The organism is Brevibacillus fortis, assembly GCF_046196545.1.
GTDB lineage: Bacteria > Bacillota > Bacilli > Brevibacillales > Brevibacillaceae > Brevibacillus > Brevibacillus fortis_A.
The window spans coordinates 564,159-582,599 of sequence record NZ_CP176370.1 but is presented as its reverse complement, the minus strand read 5'-3'; the positions used below and the strand labels follow the sequence as shown (position 1 = coordinate 582,599).

At 42.0% G+C, this 18,441-nt stretch carries 24 protein-coding genes; 2 read left to right on the top strand and 22 right to left on the bottom strand.

Annotated elements, in window-relative coordinates:
- Position 1: 1 nt before the first annotated feature.
- The 5 genes from ACKKE8_RS03265 to ACKKE8_RS03245 all read right to left on the bottom strand — a co-directional run bounded on the left by ACKKE8_RS03265 (position 2) and on the right by ACKKE8_RS03245 (position 4,514).
- A complete protein-coding gene (locus tag ACKKE8_RS03265) occupies positions 2-442 on the bottom strand; it encodes a hypothetical protein (RefSeq protein WP_106652689.1) in 441 nt (146 codons plus the stop codon).
- A 184-nt stretch (positions 443-626) separates the two neighbouring features.
- The gene (locus tag ACKKE8_RS03260) at positions 627-1,709 is read right to left on the bottom strand and encodes a hypothetical protein (protein WP_409176912.1); all 1,083 of its coding nucleotides are present in this window, start codon (positions 1,707-1,709) and stop codon (positions 627-629) included.
- A 701-nt stretch (positions 1,710-2,410) separates the two neighbouring features.
- Positions 2,411-3,448: a DUF4367 domain-containing protein gene (locus ACKKE8_RS03255; protein WP_409176911.1), complete on the bottom strand. Its 1,038-nt coding sequence runs from the start codon at positions 3,446-3,448 to the stop codon at positions 2,411-2,413.
- A 265-nt stretch (positions 3,449-3,713) separates the two neighbouring features.
- Positions 3,714-4,100, bottom strand: coding sequence for a holo-ACP synthase (gene acpS, locus ACKKE8_RS03250; RefSeq protein WP_409176910.1), 387 nt, complete (start codon positions 4,098-4,100; stop codon positions 3,714-3,716).
- A gap of 156 nt (positions 4,101-4,256) precedes the next feature.
- Positions 4,257-4,514, bottom strand: a complete 258-nt coding sequence (locus ACKKE8_RS03245) for a gamma-type small acid-soluble spore protein (RefSeq protein WP_409176909.1) — start codon at positions 4,512-4,514, stop codon at positions 4,257-4,259.
- A gap of 170 nt (positions 4,515-4,684) precedes the next feature.
- On the opposite strand from ACKKE8_RS03245, the gene ACKKE8_RS03240 reads away from it, so the two are divergent.
- Positions 4,685-4,936 carry a glutaredoxin family protein gene (locus ACKKE8_RS03240; protein WP_409176908.1) on the top strand — a complete coding sequence of 84 codons (252 nt, stop codon included), beginning with the start codon at positions 4,685-4,687 and terminating at the stop codon, positions 4,934-4,936.
- A 21-nt stretch (positions 4,937-4,957) separates the two neighbouring features.
- On the opposite strand, the gene ACKKE8_RS03235 is transcribed toward ACKKE8_RS03240, so the two are convergent.
- The 14 genes from ACKKE8_RS03235 to ACKKE8_RS03170 form a co-directional block, all read right to left on the bottom strand.
- On the bottom strand, positions 4,958-5,293 hold the full coding sequence (locus tag ACKKE8_RS03235) for a metalloregulator ArsR/SmtB family transcription factor (RefSeq protein WP_048036218.1): 336 nt from the start codon (positions 5,291-5,293) through the stop codon (positions 4,958-4,960).
- Positions 5,294-5,389: 96 nt separating this feature from the next.
- Positions 5,390-7,009 carry a GMC family oxidoreductase gene (locus ACKKE8_RS03230; protein WP_409176907.1) on the bottom strand — a complete coding sequence of 540 codons (1,620 nt, stop codon included), beginning with the start codon at positions 7,007-7,009 and terminating at the stop codon, positions 5,390-5,392.
- The gene (locus ACKKE8_RS03225) at positions 6,996-7,598 is read right to left on the bottom strand and encodes a gluconate 2-dehydrogenase subunit 3 family protein (protein WP_409176906.1); all 603 of its coding nucleotides are present in this window, start codon (positions 7,596-7,598) and stop codon (positions 6,996-6,998) included. Before ACKKE8_RS03225 ends, ACKKE8_RS03230 begins: the two co-directional genes overlap by 14 nt.
- A 27-nt stretch (positions 7,599-7,625) precedes the next feature.
- Positions 7,626-8,015: a hypothetical protein gene (locus ACKKE8_RS03220; RefSeq protein ID WP_409176905.1), complete on the bottom strand. Its 390-nt coding sequence runs from the start codon at positions 8,013-8,015 to the stop codon at positions 7,626-7,628.
- 731 nt (positions 8,016-8,746) lie between these two features.
- Positions 8,747-8,905 carry a hypothetical protein gene (locus ACKKE8_RS03215; protein ID WP_409176904.1) on the bottom strand — a complete coding sequence of 53 codons (159 nt, stop codon included), beginning with the start codon at positions 8,903-8,905 and terminating at the stop codon, positions 8,747-8,749.
- Positions 8,906-8,998: 93 nt separating this feature from the next.
- The gene (locus ACKKE8_RS03210) at positions 8,999-9,250 is read right to left on the bottom strand and encodes a hypothetical protein (RefSeq protein ID WP_409176903.1); all 252 of its coding nucleotides are present in this window, start codon (positions 9,248-9,250) and stop codon (positions 8,999-9,001) included.
- Positions 9,251-9,322: 72 nt separating this feature from the next.
- Positions 9,323-9,589: a DUF4372 domain-containing protein gene (locus ACKKE8_RS03205; RefSeq protein WP_409179063.1), complete on the bottom strand. Its 267-nt coding sequence runs from the start codon at positions 9,587-9,589 to the stop codon at positions 9,323-9,325.
- A 202-nt stretch (positions 9,590-9,791) separates the two neighbouring features.
- Complete coding sequence (locus ACKKE8_RS03200) at positions 9,792-10,625, bottom strand: lipid II flippase family protein (RefSeq protein WP_173624082.1); 834 nt, start codon at positions 10,623-10,625, stop codon at positions 9,792-9,794.
- A gap of 83 nt (positions 10,626-10,708) precedes the next feature.
- A complete protein-coding gene (locus ACKKE8_RS03195; protein WP_409176902.1) occupies positions 10,709-11,254 on the bottom strand; it encodes a TlpA family protein disulfide reductase in 546 nt (181 codons plus the stop codon).
- A 22-nt stretch (positions 11,255-11,276) separates the two neighbouring features.
- A complete protein-coding gene (locus ACKKE8_RS03190) occupies positions 11,277-11,849 on the bottom strand; it encodes a MauE/DoxX family redox-associated membrane protein (RefSeq protein ID WP_409176901.1) in 573 nt (190 codons plus the stop codon).
- Positions 11,831-13,621 (bottom strand): ABC transporter ATP-binding protein, encoded by a 1,791-nt coding sequence (locus ACKKE8_RS03185; protein ID WP_409176900.1) that lies wholly within the window; start codon positions 13,619-13,621, stop codon positions 11,831-11,833. The genes ACKKE8_RS03190 and ACKKE8_RS03185 overlap by 19 nt, the downstream gene beginning before the upstream one ends.
- 80 nt (positions 13,622-13,701) lie before the next feature.
- Entirely contained in the window at positions 13,702-14,205 is a 504-nt protein-coding gene (locus tag ACKKE8_RS03180; protein WP_409176899.1) for a hypothetical protein, read from the bottom strand.
- 135 nt (positions 14,206-14,340) lie between these two features.
- On the bottom strand, positions 14,341-14,559 hold the full coding sequence (locus ACKKE8_RS03175) for a hypothetical protein (protein ID WP_409176898.1): 219 nt from the start codon (positions 14,557-14,559) through the stop codon (positions 14,341-14,343).
- A 593-nt stretch (positions 14,560-15,152) separates the two neighbouring features.
- Positions 15,153-15,626, bottom strand: coding sequence for a transposase (locus tag ACKKE8_RS03170; RefSeq protein WP_409176897.1), 474 nt, complete (start codon positions 15,624-15,626; stop codon positions 15,153-15,155).
- A gap of 228 nt (positions 15,627-15,854) precedes the next feature.
- Between ACKKE8_RS03170 and ACKKE8_RS03165 the strand changes: the two genes are divergently transcribed.
- Positions 15,855-16,025, top strand: a complete 171-nt coding sequence (locus ACKKE8_RS03165) for an IS3 family transposase (RefSeq protein ID WP_409176896.1) — start codon at positions 15,855-15,857, stop codon at positions 16,023-16,025.
- Between the two features lie 789 nt (positions 16,026-16,814).
- Here the strand turns inward: ACKKE8_RS03165 and ACKKE8_RS03160 are convergent.
- The 3 genes from ACKKE8_RS03160 to ACKKE8_RS03150 form a co-directional block, all read right to left on the bottom strand.
- Positions 16,815-17,126 carry a hypothetical protein gene (locus ACKKE8_RS03160; RefSeq protein WP_409176895.1) on the bottom strand — a complete coding sequence of 104 codons (312 nt, stop codon included), beginning with the start codon at positions 17,124-17,126 and terminating at the stop codon, positions 16,815-16,817.
- A 442-nt stretch (positions 17,127-17,568) separates the two neighbouring features.
- The gene (locus tag ACKKE8_RS03155; RefSeq protein WP_409176894.1) at positions 17,569-17,745 is read right to left on the bottom strand and encodes an IS3 family transposase; all 177 of its coding nucleotides are present in this window, start codon (positions 17,743-17,745) and stop codon (positions 17,569-17,571) included.
- 180 nt (positions 17,746-17,925) lie between these two features.
- Positions 17,926-18,318 (bottom strand): hypothetical protein, encoded by a 393-nt coding sequence (locus tag ACKKE8_RS03150; RefSeq protein WP_409176893.1) that lies wholly within the window; start codon positions 18,316-18,318, stop codon positions 17,926-17,928.
- Positions 18,319-18,441: the final 123 nt, after the last annotated feature.

Sequence of the window (18,441 nt, the reverse complement as noted above, 5' to 3'; positions counted from 1 at the left end):
CCTATCTCCTCTTGTTCCCTTTTTTATAGTAAAACAAGCGTTCATTTAAATGACTGAGAAATTGCCTGGAAACCATCAGTGATTCCTTTTTGCCGCCTACACGATAAAAATGACGGCCTTCATAAATCTGCTCGACTTCAGACAGCGGGTAGCTTTTTTCCTGCCCTGACATGGATATAATCAGGTGGGTCTTGGTCAGCTTGTACACCGGACGCAATACCGATTTGTACAGAAACGGAGACAATCCAACAACAGCAATGGCAATGGCGAAAACAAGCACCTTGAATCTCGTGTCATTGGTCGGGAAAAATTGAGAGAGAATCATCATCCCCAGCACAAACATGACAGTCTCGTTAATGCGCATTTTCCAGCTTTTTCGCAGGAGCATGTCTTTGTAGGTCGATGCTTCCTCGTACAAAACTTCGTTAGACGGTTTCTTCATGTAAAGCATGCCACCTCATTCAATAAGTTACTCTGAATGTATCGTGTTTTCCCGCTATGTGTCAATTCGCGGATTGTCCTTTCACCTCATTCGCACGTTGGTTTTTATGTACAAATCGGCCCTCATCGACCAATCCCGAGAAAATAGAAAAGCAGATGGGATTAGCTCCCACCTGCTGACTTTTCTACATGGTTTCCTCCTGGTCTTTTTCCTCTTTTTCATGTCTTGGGAAAACGACTTTTTCAAAGCTGCCATCCACCATCTTTTGCACCATCGCTGTCAATTCCTCGCTGCGCTTGTCTGCTTGCTCCTGTGTGAGCTTGCCTGCCTCTACTGCTTCTTTCAGCTTGGCTTCGTGCTGACCTACCAAGAGCTCGATAACGTCATCCACTTCTACGCCTTGCTCCTTGACGATGGTCGCCAACGATTTTCCTGCTTTTTGCTCTTCCTTCAGCTTGTCTGCATCCAACTTGAGGAGGGACAGCAGTTCTTCATTTTTCTCCATGCCCATTCCTTTACCCGGTCCACGTCCGTGATGCGTGTTTTGCACCATTTCTTTTACCCGCTCACTGGCATTCTCATTCATTTTGTCGGCTTGTTCCTGTGTCAGCTTCCTGGCGGTTACCGCCTCTTTCAGCTTGGCTTCCTGTTGTTTCACCAACAGCGCTACCAGATCATCCACGGATACGCCTTGGGCTTCTGCGATGGCAGCCAGCGTTTTCTTCGCTTTCAGCTCTTCTTGGAGTTTATCGGCATCCAGCTTCAAGAGAGACAACAGTTCTTCGTTTTTCTCGAAGCCACCGATGAAGCCTCCTTTGCTGAAGCCTTTATCCGGTTTCGTGTTTTCTACCTGTTCTTTTACGCGATCGCTCAGATTTTCAGACAGCTTATCTGCCTGCTCCTGCGTCAGCTTGCCTGCTGTTACTGCTTCCTTCAGCTTGGCCTCTTGCTGTTCAACCAAGAGTGCCACGACATCTGCGGTGTCAATTCCTTGGGCTTGTGCAATCGCTGCGAGTGTTTTCCCTGCCTGGAGCTCTTCTTTCAGCTTGTCAGCATCCAGCTTCAACAGCGCGAGCAGCTCTGTATTTTCTTTGAAACCCACTCCACCGTGGTGGCCCATCTTGCCAGTTTTGAATTTTACTTCTGCCGGTTTATTCAAGGAAGTTGTTTGTGCTGAATCGGCTGCCATTGCTCCGCCTATGCTACCCAGACTCAGAACCACTGCCATCGTTCCCATCAGCATTCCCATTTTCGCTTTGCTAAACATATACACTCAACCCTTTCGTCTTTGCTCGTGTAGTGTGCTTCCTCTTTGGTACAAGACCAAGTGTACATGGGTATTTTTAGATTCCCGTTTGAGAAAAAAGGAAAACTTGAGGGAAAATCGTAAAAAACTATGGAGGACATTTTGGTTTGAGTCAACATAGTGGAGGAAAAGAAAAAGCACAGTTCTCTTCGACTCTGACACGCCAGCAGGGGGATTCACTGGCCGTCTCCACTGCAAAAAAAGGACCGTCGAGCCAAAGCCACCCTACGGGCGGATGCTTCGCAAGGAAGAAGTGTTCGACAAGCGTGGTCCTCTTTTTGCAGTTCCGACTGGGTAGGCGTTGTCAAGGTCTGCGAGCCCTGTGCTTTTTCTTTTCGCCAGCTTTTTCGATTCATTTCTTAGATAGTAGAACAAAGCCGCTTGGGAAGAAGTGCATTTCCAGTCCAAGCGCCTCTGGAGCCCGACCCAGTTCCGAAATAAATGACGGGGGTTTTCAGCTTCAACCTCTGCGAATACGTCATCGAGATGACTACTTTTGAAGCGCTCCCGTCATTTATTTCGGAACGGACAGTCCAACCTACAGCGGGGCGTAGGCCGAAGCGTAGACTGGAAATGCGCTTCTTCCCTTCCACTGCAGCTACTTTCCAAAGCAAAAGCACATGCAAAAGAGGACGGCATTCACCGTCCCCTCTCCCACACTTTTATTTCGCGCTGAGGCCGTATGTCGACTGTGCGACATTCACCATTTCTTCCTCAGGCAGATCCCCCGCGATTGTATATTCGATGCCGTCGAGCTCCCATGTCAGCAGTCGCTGATTTTCACCTGTCTGCGCAAGCACACCAACCGTAAAGCCGAGGTTCACAGGCATACCTTGCTCATACGACACAGATGCTGCTGTCGGGCGTCCTTCGATTACCTTGTAATTGTAGGCCCCTTTGTAGGTCAAGATGACCTTTCTCTCTCCATCACGGGTAACTGGCTCGATATCTGCTTGCGTAACCCCTTCTGGCATATACGTAGGGACGATGACGCCGAATTGGCTGTTGGGCTGTTTCACGACCTGTCCATTTGTTTGCGCCATTGTTGGGATCGTTGTCAACGAGCTTGTTGTCATGTTGCGCTCTTTGTCAAAGGCGTCTTTATCAAACATAGGGTTGAACGAAAAATCAGTGAAATCAATCCGTACGAGCGGATTCATGCTCGCATCCATAATTTCGGCGTGCGTCGGTTTGAAATCTTCTGTCAGCCAAATTTTTTGCTTGGTCAAAGAACGGTTGCCGCTGTAGTTCGCTTTCACTTCGAATACATACTGTTTTTCTTCCATCTTCATTTGGCGCTCGGTGTCATCGATAATGCTCTTGGCCAGCGTTTCGTATAGATACAACGGTCCGTTGTTCTCAGGCCAGCCACTTTGGAAGCGGAAGCTCTTGTTCAGATGCGGGGTCAGTACAAAGACTCCTTCATTGTTTCGCAAGATGATTTGTGTAATGCCACGCTGCTTCGAAGTAAGAGCTACCCGATAGTTGGTTGGCTTTTCATACCAGACCTGAACATCGTACTCCATGGGGGTAGAGCCTGTCTGCATGGTCAAAACAGCCTGAGACTTGTACCCAGACATTTTTCCCAGCGTACCGTTCAGGTCGCTCACCACATCTTCTGGTGTTTTCTGACCGAAACAACCGCCGAGGAACAGGGTGAAAACCAACAATAACACCAGTGGTAAAGCTACCCGTTTCATTCAATGAACTCCTCCTTGTCAATATTTTCGACAAAGAAGGGCATCCCTGTCTATTTCCTGGGAAATCTGTCAGTCTCTCGCCCATGCAGCGCACATCGTGTCAATAGTTGCAAATGGATACGAAGTTGGCGATATATCGCTTGGATCGGCTACAGACTTAGCCTTCCTGTGTAAGAGCAGGTAGTCCCTCCTGATCTACGCGATATAAATGTATGTCCATCCTCGTCCCAATATGCAGACAAGTTTATCGAGGTTGTTCAAACATCTATCGTTCTTCTACAATGACTTGCGCAATCGCATGCGTCTGGCTATGTGAAATGCTCACATGAATATGAACACGAGTCGGGTCCAGATCGAGTTTGCTGTACACCTCGTGCTTTATGGTCATGATCGGCTTACCCGAAGCATTCGGGAGGATTTCCATGTCCAAAAAGCTGAGTACAGCACCAATGCCTGTGCCAAGAGCCTTTGCCCCCGCCTCCTTGGCAGCAAATCTGCCTGCTACCATTTCCGCCTGTCTCGTCTCTGCTTTTCCATGCAGGAGTTGTTGTTCATCTGTGGTCAAAAAGCGTTTGATTGCACTCTCTTGTCTGTTTATCAAAGTAGCCATGCGCTCTATTTCCACAATGTCTACGCCTGTTCCAATGATCATGAGCAATTGCCTCCTAAGTGGGCTGATTTACGAATCACAGTATCATCCACTTCCACGCTTTTGCAAGTGCGAGGATAGAAACCACATTCTGCGCATAGACTTTCCGTAAAAAATAAGAAAACCCCCGCAAATTGCGAGGGCCTTTTCCGCTGGCTCTTACTCAGTAGCTTGGCCAGATTGTTGCGCAGCCGATTGTTGGTTTTGACGGCGAACTTCCGCAACATTTGTCTCACTTGCGAATTCAGTCGCAGCACCTTGGGAAGCAGCGCGTTGTGCAGATTGTTGAGCGGATTGTTGGTTCTGACGACGAACCTCTGCTGCGTTTGTTTCACTTGCGAATTCAGTTGCAGTGTTTGCTGCTTGGCTAGCTTGGTTCGCTTGGCCCATACCAGCTTGTCTGTTTTGTTTAGGCATCGTTACATTCACCTCCTCGACGTCACTGAATATAATTTGTACAGCCCTCTATGTGCGTATCCATCCTCATTTTTCCAAATCATGCTGTTGTTGACTTGCTTTGTCGCGACCGATCATTCATATTGGAAAGTGCAAGGCTTCTATTCTGCTTTTGAAAGGAGCAATTACGTATGGCTCAAAAGGTTATTATCTATACCCAAGTCACTTGCGGTCCTTGTCAGGAAGAAAAAATGTGGCTGACTTCAAACAACATTGCTTTCGAAGACAGAGACATCCGTCAAAACGAGACTTATTTCCAGGAAGCCATTCAATTAGGCGCCAGCATGACACCTGTTACCTACATTGAAAAGGAAAACGGTGAGCAAATTGTCATCCATGGATTTGACAAGGAAGAACTAAAAAAAGCGTTGGATCTCAATTGATCCAACGCTTTTTACGACTGATCAGCCAAATGAAGGTTCACTTGCAACTGATTTTTGTTTGACGATTGGCGACATATCCGGCAAGTTAGACAAAATTTGCTTAACTTCAGGACCGCATTCTGTATTAACGGAGTAATATACCCACGGTCCCTTCCGACGCTCTTTGACCAAACCATGAGTTTTTAGCTTAGCCAAGTGCTGGGAAACAGAAGGCTGGGAAGTTTGCAAAATTTCCACGAGATCACGGACACATAAGGACTGTACTTGCAGGAGAGCCATGATCGTCAAGCGCGTCTTGTCACCAAGTAGCTTATAAGTCTCTGACAAAAACAGTACCTGCATCAAATCCATTTCCATAAGGATACCCACCTTTGCCTTACATATCTGTTTATCAGTATACTATATGGCTTATATGATGGGGAAGATAGAACGCAAAAGTTATGTGAATCCTGCTTATACATCTTGCTTTTTCATCGCCTCAATGATCTTGTCTGCAGTGCGCGCAGCAAGCGCCATGACTGTATTTGTCGGGTTGCTGCCACTCGAGGTAACGAACGTAGAAGCACCCGCTATGAAAAGATTGGGTATGTCATGTGACTGCCCATATTCATTCACCACAGAGGTTTCCCTGTCATTCCCCATCCGGCATCCCCCCATGAGATGAGCAGTATCAGATACCACATGTTCCGGCTGCCCCCCCATCGCTTCTATAATCCTGTTCATTTGCCCAATAGCATGCTTGTACAGTTGTTTGTCGTTCTCCTGATAACTGAACGTTACTGTAGGGATCGGCATACCGTATTCATCTTTTTCCCCTGAGAGCGTCACTCTGTTATCAGGATGAGGCAGCACTTCCCCTACCAAGGTGATCCGCGCATACATATTGTAATCCAGCATGGTCTCTCGAAGCTGTTTTCCCCATAAATACGAGCCGTCTTCCCTCTCGGCAGCAATGGCAGCAGCCATCCCGACCGGACGTACCCCGTGTGCACTCAACGTATATCCGCGGGCAAATCCTCGTTCCCGATCCGTTTCATAAAAATGCTGGGTCAAAGCAAGGACAGGTGTTCCTTTATACAATCGCACTTCCTCCGGGAGTCGTCCGTATACATCATGACTGGAGTGGGGCATAATTGCTTTTCCTACCCATCCACTCGAATTCGCCAGCCCTTGCGGAAACTGAGCATTCGCCGAACTGAGCAGCAATCGGGGAGTCTCCACCACAAACCCGGCCAAAATGACCACACGAGCCATTTGCCTGTGCGTCAAGCCATTATGGTTGAACAACACACCACTGACCCGGTCGCCAGCCATCAAAATTTCCGTCACCATGCAGTCGGACAGCACCTCTGCCCCCTCCGCTATCGCTTTGGGAATATGATGAATCAACCCGCTGTACTTGGCATTCGGCATGCACCCTTGATTGCAAAAGCCACGATTGATACAGGGAGGACGTCCATCAAAGGGAGCCGATAAAATCGCCAAAGGGGCGACCACACTCTCGATCCCCAGCTTCTCGCACCCTTCCCGGAACAGTTGGGCATTGGCACTGATTGGCTCCCGAACGGGGTACGGATAAGGGCCTTGAAAAGAACCCCACGGAAAATGATTGGGACCTGAGACCGCAATCTCCCGTTCGATCTTGTCGTAATACGGGGCAAGGTCCTGATACGTAATCGGCCAGTCTTCCCCTACGCCGTCTACGGTCTTCGTCTTAAAATCACTCTCGTGGAAACGCAGGAACACCCCCGTAAAATGCACGGTGCCTCCCCCAATTCCCCGTCCTGAGTTGTTATGTCCCATACGCAGTGGGTCATTGCCTGCTACCAGCCTCGTTTCCTGCCAGGCCAATCTCCGCATCGACAGCTCATCACTGGCAAAATCGTGTTGCGGGTCCCAAAACGGCCCTGCTTCCAGTACGACTACGCGCAACCCGGCCTTTGCCAGCTCATAAGCCAGTACGCCTCCTCCCGCTCCAGCACCTACGATGCATACATCTGCGTCATCGGCGTATTTTCTTTGATCCACAGGAGTGGGGCGATGAGTAATCGTACGATGGTCATGACTCGTCATTTGCTTTCGCCTCCCATGGGTCCGTCAAACCTTTTTCCACCCGTACATAGCCGCGCGGATAAGCAGGTCCGCCGTAGCCGATATCCGACCAAACTAACGGATGTGAATAGTACGCACTGACAGTGTCATGCAGCAACCGCTTGAAAAAATCTGTAGGAGCCAAGTCTGTCCACGCCTCCTGGTTTTGGATGCCCCCATTCGCGACGTGCTGAAGAACGGCTTCCTGCTGGTCTAGCTTCAACGCAACAAAATCAGTTCCATAAGCGGCATGACTTTCCGCATCAATCCCTTTCAAGCCCGAGCGGTAGAGCTCTTTTTTGGGTGGAACTCCGACCTTTCGTTGCGACTCCCCGATATTACTAGCCGTCGTATTATCCAGATGCTCCACCACAAAGGTCAGCACCTCCAAACGGTGATCGTGGACCAATACGCCTACGACTGTTTGTAAGAGCAAGGATTCAGGCTTCGTAAAAAATTGATTGGCAATCGCGGGCATTTTTCTGGCCCCTACTACTTTCCTTGTGTGAGCATCCCACTCTGTATGCTGGTCCCAAACATCATAGGATGGGTAACGTCGAGGCTTCTCCATGTCCTCTCACCCCTTCGAAAACGATTTTTACCAAAACAGCGCAAGAAGCCCTAATGCTGACATTGCGGTGATCAGTAAAGGAAGAATCACAGGAGGACCGACGAGAAAATTTTGACCTTGCGAATAACCTCCCACACGCTGCCCAACCCCGACCGTATGCAAATAAGCCCCGTACAAACCACCAGCCATGCCGACCACCATCATCAACGCAAACACCCAACGCAGCCAACCCGCATTCACAAACGATAAAACAATAGCAGTAACCGCAAATACAGGGAGCTCAAGCACAGGAATCCACATTGCCCAATGTCGGAAGTTTTGTCTGGAGTGAAAAAGTGTGACCTGAACCGCAATCAGGGCAAACGCCAATCCAGAAAAAAGAATCAGTACGCGTTCGATCGGCCAGCCATGCCACATGGAAACATCCTCCTTTTTACGTACGTTGCGCCTATTTTTTCCGTCCTTGTCAGGTCCTATTCTGCCTCTTGATTTTTGAAAAAACATTTTGAGATCAAATTATCTGACTATTATGAAAATAACTTTATAACTTCGCGCTATTTCATCCTGAACGTAAAACGTAAGTCTAACGCCTCGAAGTACAATTCATTAATCCATTGTCTCAACAAACTGATTACTGAGAACACGCTCCTTTGTTTTTCATTCTTTCAAACATTTATTACTTCCAACAAAACACGTTTCTGTCTCAAGACTGTTAACAAAACGGGTTGAGGACGATAATCCCCAACCCGTTTGCCATCGCTTATAATCATTCAGTCTGTATTTAAAGTCCTCCACCGAAAAAGAGGTGTTCTGTAGAATTTAGATCCTACTTTTATATTCTTCCTTAATCATGGTATTGTTTCTTTTTCACTGCAAATGTTCTTTTTATTAACTCTAGTTTACTAGCGTTGCATAAAAACACACGCACAAAAATAAACTGACTTTTCTGGATGATGTTTTGTTTTCAAAAAGCTAAGAACGGAATAACAACCTAAAGATAGTTCTGTCCATTTGGTAATTTTATGCCTTTACTATTCGAATAGATTTTCTCCAACACAAGAAAACAATAGGCGATCAGAGCGACAAACACCTGATTCAAAACGGCTTTTTCCCTTTCCCGTAAAACGAGGTAGTCCTCACTTGTTGTTTCAGCCATTAAAAAAGATTTCAATGGCCCACCGGCTGCGGTACATGTCGCCAATCTCTTCTGCCGATAGATCCCACCGATTTGTGATTAACACGAGGGGATTTCCTTCTGAATCTGTGGTTTCGACGAGGCGAAGAAGATAGCGCATTCGCTTTTGCATTGTCCTCACTTCCACGAAACTATCTCTAGTAATCGCCCTTTTTCAGGTATAGATCGGTCAAACAAATATTGAATCGATGCGTTCTTCTTCGCTCTATCGACAAAAAAACACATTGTTTGTAATACTCATCAAATTTCGCATAATCCAAAAATCACCTGTCAAATACATACGTAATGTCAGACTGACCAGCTCATCGAGTTGTGTTCGATCATGGGAACAAGCGGTTGTCAACTGTAACGTTTCTGGATAGACATCTTCCGGAGTTACAAAATCCAGCCGGAAGTATAGCTCCACCCCTGCTTTTGTCTCGCGAAAGGTTGCCCATTTATATGTTTCTACACACAACGGAATCCTCGTAGAGTTAATGATTCGAAAATCTCGCTTCCATTTTGAAGGCATTGAGCATAAGCGAATACGCTAAACCAACTCCATAAAGACATACTGGAGCAGTTGCGTGTTCATTTGTTGATGCTTTCGTGAAAGTTGCGAAGTACTGATGGATGTAAATCCTAATTCTAGTTGAAATTTCGTCTTTAACGCATCGTCTGCGATTGCACGCAACCCTTCTCGTTGTTGCAGTTGAGCATGGAGAAATAACAGGAGATAGGATGGAGTGGTTAGCTTTTTCACATACTTGTCCTGATCGTTTGAAGCTACCTCTTGATAAAACCTTTTCGAAAAAATAGGCGGAATCCATTTTAGCGCATGGACAAGGATACCTTTTTTTGGTCATTTGGTAATCCTTTCAGTGGATTATGGACAGAAACTATCTGACCATTCCATTGTAAAGGATTTTTTTATATCAACATCGAGACAAAGCCGAATCTTTCGTTTATTTTGACTGCATTAATACAACTCTAGTGAAAAACATCAGAAAACCAATACATTATAAAAATTGTGCTAAGTAACCTATAAATAAAGCGCCAGGGTATAGCATAGCCAGAGCTAAAATCGTTCCAAACAGTCTACTTATAGACAGATAAACCATTATTGACTTTACAGTGTCAAAAGGCATTTTCTTATTTATCCCTCTATCAATTACAATTGCTGAATATGGATCAACTAAAAATAAGAGCAAAAATGCACTAACAGCATTTACAGCTGGTGAAAGACTTGTAGCACGTGCCATATATTCTGGGTTTAGCCAAGCAGAATAATACGCAGATATTGAACCTACAGTGAAAAGAGAGTACAGTATCGCATTCATTACCAGAATATGTTTAGAAATTCCCTTGACACTAATCCTTCTCCACATTTCCAATGTCGGCCGTCTCCAGCATTTAAATAACTCATATATTCCTTTTTTAGATAGGAAAATAGATTTAAATACCTTTATTGCCGTTTGGCTAGCATCCATTTTGTTAATACCAAGTCTGTAGAAATTAACAACAGTAGGCATCATAAAAATGGCAGCTCCTGTACCGAGTGCTGCTCCCATAACAACGAATATTAAAACAAAGAATGGATCAAAACTATTTGTTATGGCACGATCGATAATCCCCCCAATTGGGGCAATATATAACAGTGTTGTAGTCCTTGACCCAAATGTCAACATGGAATATAAAGAGTTTGCAATAGCAAGTTTTCCTGTAGCGATACCACTTAATCTTGCAGCGTAAGCGGTAGTATCAAAAAAATTAGTTATTGCAATCATTATTAATATAAATATGACTTTCCCAAACTCAATTTGTCCGTTGAGTATACTTTGCATCCAAGTCATCTCAGATAAAAACCCCTATCTATACCCCTAGTAACGATAGAATTTATTTTAGCATTCTTTCATTAGAAACTACATTAGTGAGTTTAACTTGCTTTATGAGAGATTGCCTTTATGACAGCCATTAATTGCTCAAAGTTATCGACGCCATTTGCGTATAAAATATATCCCTTCTCATCAACCATAATCATTGTTGGAACAGTTCTAATATAATACTGTTTTACAATGTTTTCTGAACGAATTAATGATATTTGATCAGGAATGTTGTATTCCTTTTGTTTACTATAGTTACTTACTATAACAAAAATTTTCAGATATGGATTTATTAAAGTGATATCCGAAAGATAGGGAATTAAATCCTTGCAGGTTTCGCATGTTTCACTTATGAACAATAGCACAGATTTTTTACCGAAATTATCTGCTAGTTTTACTAAATTCCCAGTCTGATCTTTCTCACGAAATAACGGGGCTCTATCACCGACAATTAAGGATGTATCCTCAATAGTCTTCCCACTAAGCCGAAACCGATTTAAGAAATCAACAAGTAGTTTCGAAAAGAATAGAATTATTACTAATTGAATTAGCACAATAATCCATACAGCAATATTAGAGATTACAAGAAAATTAGTCATTGTTTTCTCCTTCAAATTGTTTTTACCTGTCACTCAATAGTTCTGCGCAACGTTTTCTTACCTTAATTAAGTCGGTTAATATTTGAAATATTACGATAAATGCTATAGTAATTATAGCTGCCCCCACATATTCAATGTTAAACACATCAGTCAGAGGTTGCCCCAAGACAACATTATATACTGATAGATGGTTGCTAGGGTTTATAATCAAAAAGGCAGCTATGCAAATAAATATCACATTTCTTAATACAAGCAACCAGGATAAATGATGGTTACCAGCTATTCCCCCACACCCACAAGAGATATTACGCCTGCCTCTTAGTAGGTTGATTGAAATGGCAAGAGTATAAATCAATAATAAAAAGGTAGCCATGCCAGCAGTTAACTTTGGGAATAAGCCCAGTGCAAGGAATATCCCCACACTGAACTCAGTATAGACTTCCAGCTTTGCAAAGACGTATACGAATCGATTCGGCAATATCTTATATTCCTTAATGATTAAAGCATGTTGATCTATGTTATGAAATTTTGATAGGCTTGTACTTATAAATAAAGTGATAAGAGTTATGCGGATAATTAAACTGAGGAACTCCATCTCGAATCCTCCATTACTTTAGAATCTACTTCCTCCTCCACGTACCATCGTGCTTGCACCTTAAACATCTTATAGTATTCTCCCTGTAAACGCATTAATTGAAGATGGTTACCATCCTCTATTAACGCACCGGACTTTAAAACTAAAATCCTATCGGCCATCCTAGCTGCTGCTAATCGGTGGGATATAAAAATTACAGTTTTATCTTTCACTAGGTACTGAAAATCACTAAATACCTCCATTTCTGCTTTTGGATCTAGTGCAGATGTTGGCTCATCTAATATCACGACCTGGCCAGCTCGATACAGAGCTCTTGATAGTGCAATTTTTTGCCATTGCCCTCCTGATAAGTCCAACCCGTCAGCAAAAAGTTGCCCAAGATTTGTTTCATATCCGTTAGGCATTTTTTGGATAAAACTGTCAGCACCAGACATAACAGAAACCATCTTGATTTTATCCATGTCATTCAGCTTTTTAACATTACCAAAACCAATATTTTCTGATACCGAAAAAGGATATTTGACAAAGTCTTGAAAAATCGCAGTAATATTGTCTCGTAGCATGTCTTTATTAATTTCTTTTAAATCCGTGTTATCTACAAATATTTTACCCTCAGTAATTTCATAAAGGCCTTGTAGACATTTAACTAGTGTCGTTTTCCCGGAGCCATTTTCTCCTACGATTGCTATCTTTTCACCCTTCTTTATATCGAATGAAATATTTTTCAATGTGTAGTTTGCTTCATCTGGGTATCTAAACGAGACATTTTTTAATGAAATTTTTTCGTGAAATGAAAATTCTGATTGTTGATCATTAGAATTACAGTCATATGAATCATGTTTGAAATTAAGAAAATCAAAAAAATCTTTAATATACAAGTTTTCTTCATAATACGATGCTAAAAGCATTGAAATTTGATTTATTGATTGTTGTGTTCCCTGCACCGCTTGACCAATTGCGACAAAATCTCCTATTGTGAGTGTCTTCCTTTTTGCAAGCCAAATAATAATACCGACCGAACAAGCATAAAAAATGGCTGTGATACCATCCAATGCTATCTGTGAGTGTTTTTCTTTCCGTAACAATTTAAGGGATTCAAAAGCATTCTTGTTGTATTTACTCGACCATCGTTCTAAAAGATAATGTTGAAGTCCAAACAACCGAATTTCTTTTGCAAACTCTCGTTCATTCAACAGTTTTGTAATATAGTTTGTTTCCCGCGCTAATGGTGTCTGAGTATAGTGAAACCAAAATCTCTCTTTACTATATTTTGTTTGCAATATCATTATTGGCAATGCGGCTAAGACGCTAAAAATTGTTAAAATCCAATGTGTACTTATTAGGAATACTAGAAACGAACTAGTTGTTATTACGGACTCCGCTAATGAAAAGATTCCCTTCAGCGGACTTAAAAAACGCCCTCCCTGCATACCATTTATTCTTTCCATATGATTATGAAATTCAGGTAGGTCATAATAAGCAAGGGGAACAGTTGATGTTTTCTTTGAAATTGTCTTTTGCAAGTCATGGCTTAATTTGATTTCTACAGATCTATCTAACAGTTCTTGTGTTTTTCTCAATACTGATGAAAAAATACTTATTAAAACTTGTGTGAGTAATATCCAGAAAGCATGTGAGTAACTGACGTTGTTATGTTGTATCGCTTCTGCAATTGCATCAATTAATTGTTTTGATAGCCATAATGTTATAAGAGGGTTAATTCCCTTAAAACATGATGTAAATACCGAAAAAAATATCCATTTTTTTGTCAACACGTAAAACAAATTTAATTGCGTAAAGAATAAATTTAAATTCCATATGTAACCCCTAAAGGAAAAATATGCAAACTTTACTATAAAGCTAAACTTTGGCTATACCATGTTCTTACACCTTGAGCAATATAAAAAACTTTCTCTATATCTCCTTCAGCATTCACTATTAGAAACGTCGGATTTGTAACAACATTAATATTTTTCATATCTTCATAGTAAATGGGGATAATAGGAAATTGTTCGTGATATTTTTCCATAAACTCATTGGCAAGCATTTCAATTGAGCTCTCTAAGAGACAAATAAAAGGAATGTTTAGTTGACTGTTCAGGTAGTCTTCTAATTCTCCATGACATGCTACACAGGATGGAGATACAAACATGTAGACTATGTACTTATCACTTTCGTTTTGTGGGTAGACAATAATTGATTTAACATTATTCCCCACTGGTGACAAGGTTGCTTTCTGTTTAATCGATGACTTCGGCAATCCGTTCACTTCCATTTTTAACCGTTGGAGTTCTGTTTTTGTAAAATTTAACAATAATATATAACTAACTATTAACAAGCCTTCTATTACGAACAAAATATCCCACCAATTCTTTATAGATTCTTATAAAAAAGAGGTCATCGCTAACATGACCTCTTTTGGAGTTATTCATTAAAGCATATTATAAATTTTTCTTTGAAGGCTTAAATCTGCTTCAATGAACATTGGAAATTATTGCGGGTTCCCGAATACACAACATTTGCTGTTTGTATACTCATCACATAATGTCCCATAATTTTTGTCGATTACTTGTACCACTTGATCAGTAAATCCAAAACCATACAGTTCATTGCACTTACCATAGTCTCCACAACTAATTACTTTTGTTGTTATAGAACATTCAGGAGCTAGCGGAGTTAGTCCGATTTTATTGTAAATTTTTTCAAACATTGTATATCACCTCCTTATTTATTTAAATAGTAAATTGTAATTTTTTTCAATACTTTATCTTACTAGTGTTGTATAAACACACACGCCTAAAATAAACTAACTTTTTCGAACGAATCTATATTTTCTAAAAGCTAAGAACGGAACAACAACCTAAAGGTATTTCTGCCAATTGGGAATATTATACGGTTCAATCAAGGGCAACACGATCTCTTGGTTGCTTTGCTTATGTATCAGGTTCCCTTTGTTTTGATGCAAGCAATTCCACCCCTGTCTTACAATTATCCCAAAGACTTGCTCTCAACCATCGATAAATCTGAAGCAAATTCGCTTTACTATTCGAATAGATTTTGGCCAGCTAATAGGCGATGAGGGCGACAAACACCTGATTCAGGACGACTTCTTCCTTTTTTCCGTAAAACGAGGTAATCCTTACGTGTTGCTCATCCCCTTAAAAAGATTTCAATGGCCCACCAGCTGCGGTACATGTCGCTAATCTCTTCTGCCGACAAATCCCACCGATTTGTGACCAACACAAGGGGATTTCCTTCTGAATCCGTAGTTTCGACGAGGCGAAGAAGATGGCTCATTCGCTTTTACATTGCTCCCATTTCCACGAAACAATCTCTTGTAATCCCACTATTTTCGGGAATAGATCGAGCATACAGATACTGAATCGATGCATTCTTTTTCGTTCGAGTGACGATAAAAATACCTTGTTTGCAATACTCATCAAACTTCGCATAGTCCACTAACCCTCGGTCAAAAACATACGTAATGCCAGATTGATTGATCAGATCATCCAGTTTGGTTCGATCATGGGAACGAGCAGTGGTCATCTGTACCGCTTCTGGATAGACGTACTTCGAAGATACAAAAGCCAGTCGGAAGTAAAGTTTCACCCCTGCTTTTGTCTCGCGAAAGGTGGCCCATTTGTAGGTTTCTACACACAGCAGAATCGTGGTCGAGTGGATGATTCGGAAATCTCGCTTCCATTTGGATGGTATCGAGCATAAACGAATACGCTGAACCAACTCCATAAAGACAAGCTGGAGCAATTGCGTATTCATTTATTGATGCTTCCGTGAAAGTTGCGAACCACTAATGGAGGTAATTCCTAATTCCCGTTGAAATTTCGTCCCGAACACATCGTCCGCGATTGCACGCAGTTGAGCACGGAGAAATAACAGGAGATAGGCTGGTAAAGTGTACCCTTTGTAAAGGACACGAATTCCACCAAAAACGCCAAATATGAATGCTCATATTGAGTCATTTCACCGACTTCTTCAAGAGAGTGTTTGTCACGATACGAGTTCCAGACATACGGAGAAGCGTACCAAGCTGTTAGTGAATACATTCGCTATTATAACGAGCCACGAATTCATTCCAGCATTCGTGATCTTTCTCCCTACGAGGTTTACGAGAAAAACCAAAAACAGCCCATCTCAATTAAGGCTGTTCGCGTATAATTAGCTATCTTGTGAAAAGCGAAGATTAAGGTAGTATGTGTCCAAAATCAGGGGGTTAATCCGACTTGCACCCATGCGTACTAGTGCTATACCCTTGATTCGTAACTATGTCGTACCTTGTAATTCTCTTCCTCTCGAACCTGTTCGTTGGGTCGCTTAATGTTGTCACAACTCCAATAATACTCACATGTTGTTTCAGAATACGTTTGAGAACATTCTAAACCCAGTGGTTCAATTCCAAATAATTATCCCATAAAATTACCTCCATTTTGTTATTTGTCAAAAAAGATCTCCTCATCTAACATTTTAATTGAAGATGTGCTTGGTTTTTCAAGTGTCTCAAAGCGGTTACTACGAATAGTCAAAGGGGAAAAAGCTACCGAATCAAGCGTCGAAAAGAGTTGGAGAAGCAATGTTCGCCGTATTTTTCTAGAGTCACATCATGTTGAAGCAACAAGGGATTCAGGTGTCTGAGAAAACGGTGGCTGGATCATGAAGGACCTGGATTTGAAATCACGAACCATCAAGAACTACAAACCCAACCACTTCCAAGCATATCCTGCCCGTTCACGACAACGTGCTAAACCAGCAGTTTACTGTTTATGCATCGAAGCGTTCAACGCGTTTTAAAGAATGAACTGGTAATTGGTTCGTGGTACTTGCGTTTATCAATATCAGGTGATTTTTAATTATCATTGAAAAAAGAGGGCTATCCTCTAGTCATTCTCATGACTTTCGAACAACCCTTTTCTACCATTTAGTAGTTAAACAAATCACCTCATCTCAAAGTTAGTTTTGGCAAACTTCACCCTCGTAATGCGCAGTGTAATAGATCATATCTCCCCAAGGTGACCCTGTCCAATTAAAGAGGGTTAAGGTTCCCTGCCATCCACCTTTTTCTTGGTAATTTACTGTTTGTGGCGGTTCTTGTCCAGGAAATAATGCCCCTTTTACTACATGGTCATCTATGTACTTACAAGCCATAAGTACTACGTCTCCTGATGTTTGCAATTTTTGCTCTAAACTTTTAGCACTTACTGAGGTAGTAATCGTAAATACTAACGCCAATGAAAATAAACTACTTAGCATTTTTTTGAACACTTTTTCATCCCCTCTTTCAAAATAGATGATAGTATTTATCACAAATAATAGTATATTAGTTATTTTCTGTAAATGAATATTTTTCAGACTTTTATCTTATACTCTCAGCATTTGAGTTTAGTTTTTTAAAAATCAAATTACACTTGAAACATCTTTTTATTTGATATAATAGCAACCTCAATTGTATGAGGATTAGGATAGCCCTGTGTAAATTCTGTACTCTTCAAATCCAAGAATGGCTTCAATGTGTTTGCACCCTCACAGATGAGTTTGTCAAGACAAAATATCAAACACAGAATCAAGGACCGGGTATTGCCACTTTTCCGGACTGATATTAATAGCGGTTTAAAACCTACCGTATAACTACATGCTCATAAAAAAAGCCTGCTGACCACGAATGAACTGTGACTTTAAATGTAGAAAGTTTTAAAAAAGCTACTAGCTAGGTAACCAAAAGATGACTTCTGAATTCATCAGGAGTCATCTTTTTTAATGACCATTGGTAGAGCCCTGAGTTGTAATACGTGATAAAATCGTCAATTTGGTCCCTTAACTCATGGATCGTCCGGCACTCCTTGTAATCCAGATCATCCTTCATATGACCAAAAAACGATTCCATGAAGTAAGCCAGCGGTAGTAACCAACTCGCGCTAACACGAACCAGCTTACATAGTTAATGCGTTAGACGTTTCAGATTGTGCTTACGAATGGTCTGGTTGATTATTTGATAGCGCTCGGAGGGCGTCAATGTTTCCTTTGCATCTTCTGCTTTTCGAGCGCATCGAGCTTTTTTAGAAAGTCATTCTCCGACTCTAACAGCTTGATGCGTGCGTGCTTCAGCACGTTTAAGCTTTTCCTCAGTAGACAGATTTTCTCCTGATGGTCTGCCCATACTACCTTTCCCTCTTTGTTCCTCTAAAAGCCCCGTCTCTCCATGAGTTGTATATGTATTACGCCAACGTTTTAAGCAATATTTGGGTTTCTCATGCCCAATGACATCTACGTCAAAACCTGCGCGAAGAAAGATCTCCATAGGTGTTTGTCCGCTTAGGTATGCTTGAACAGCAGCTAGTTTTAATGCTGGAGCATACGTAATACTTTTATCCGTTACATGTTGGACATTTGGATTCGACTCGAATTGCTTCATCTCATGTTCCGAAAAAATCTTTGAACAACCTCTTTTTTTGCCCATTAATTTTTTCCCCACTCTTTTCTAATTAGGTTGATTAAAACACAAATGACCCACAAGATGGTCACTTTTTTCAAAGTGTCCATCCTATGGGTCACAGTTCACTATTAACCAGCAGGCTTTTCA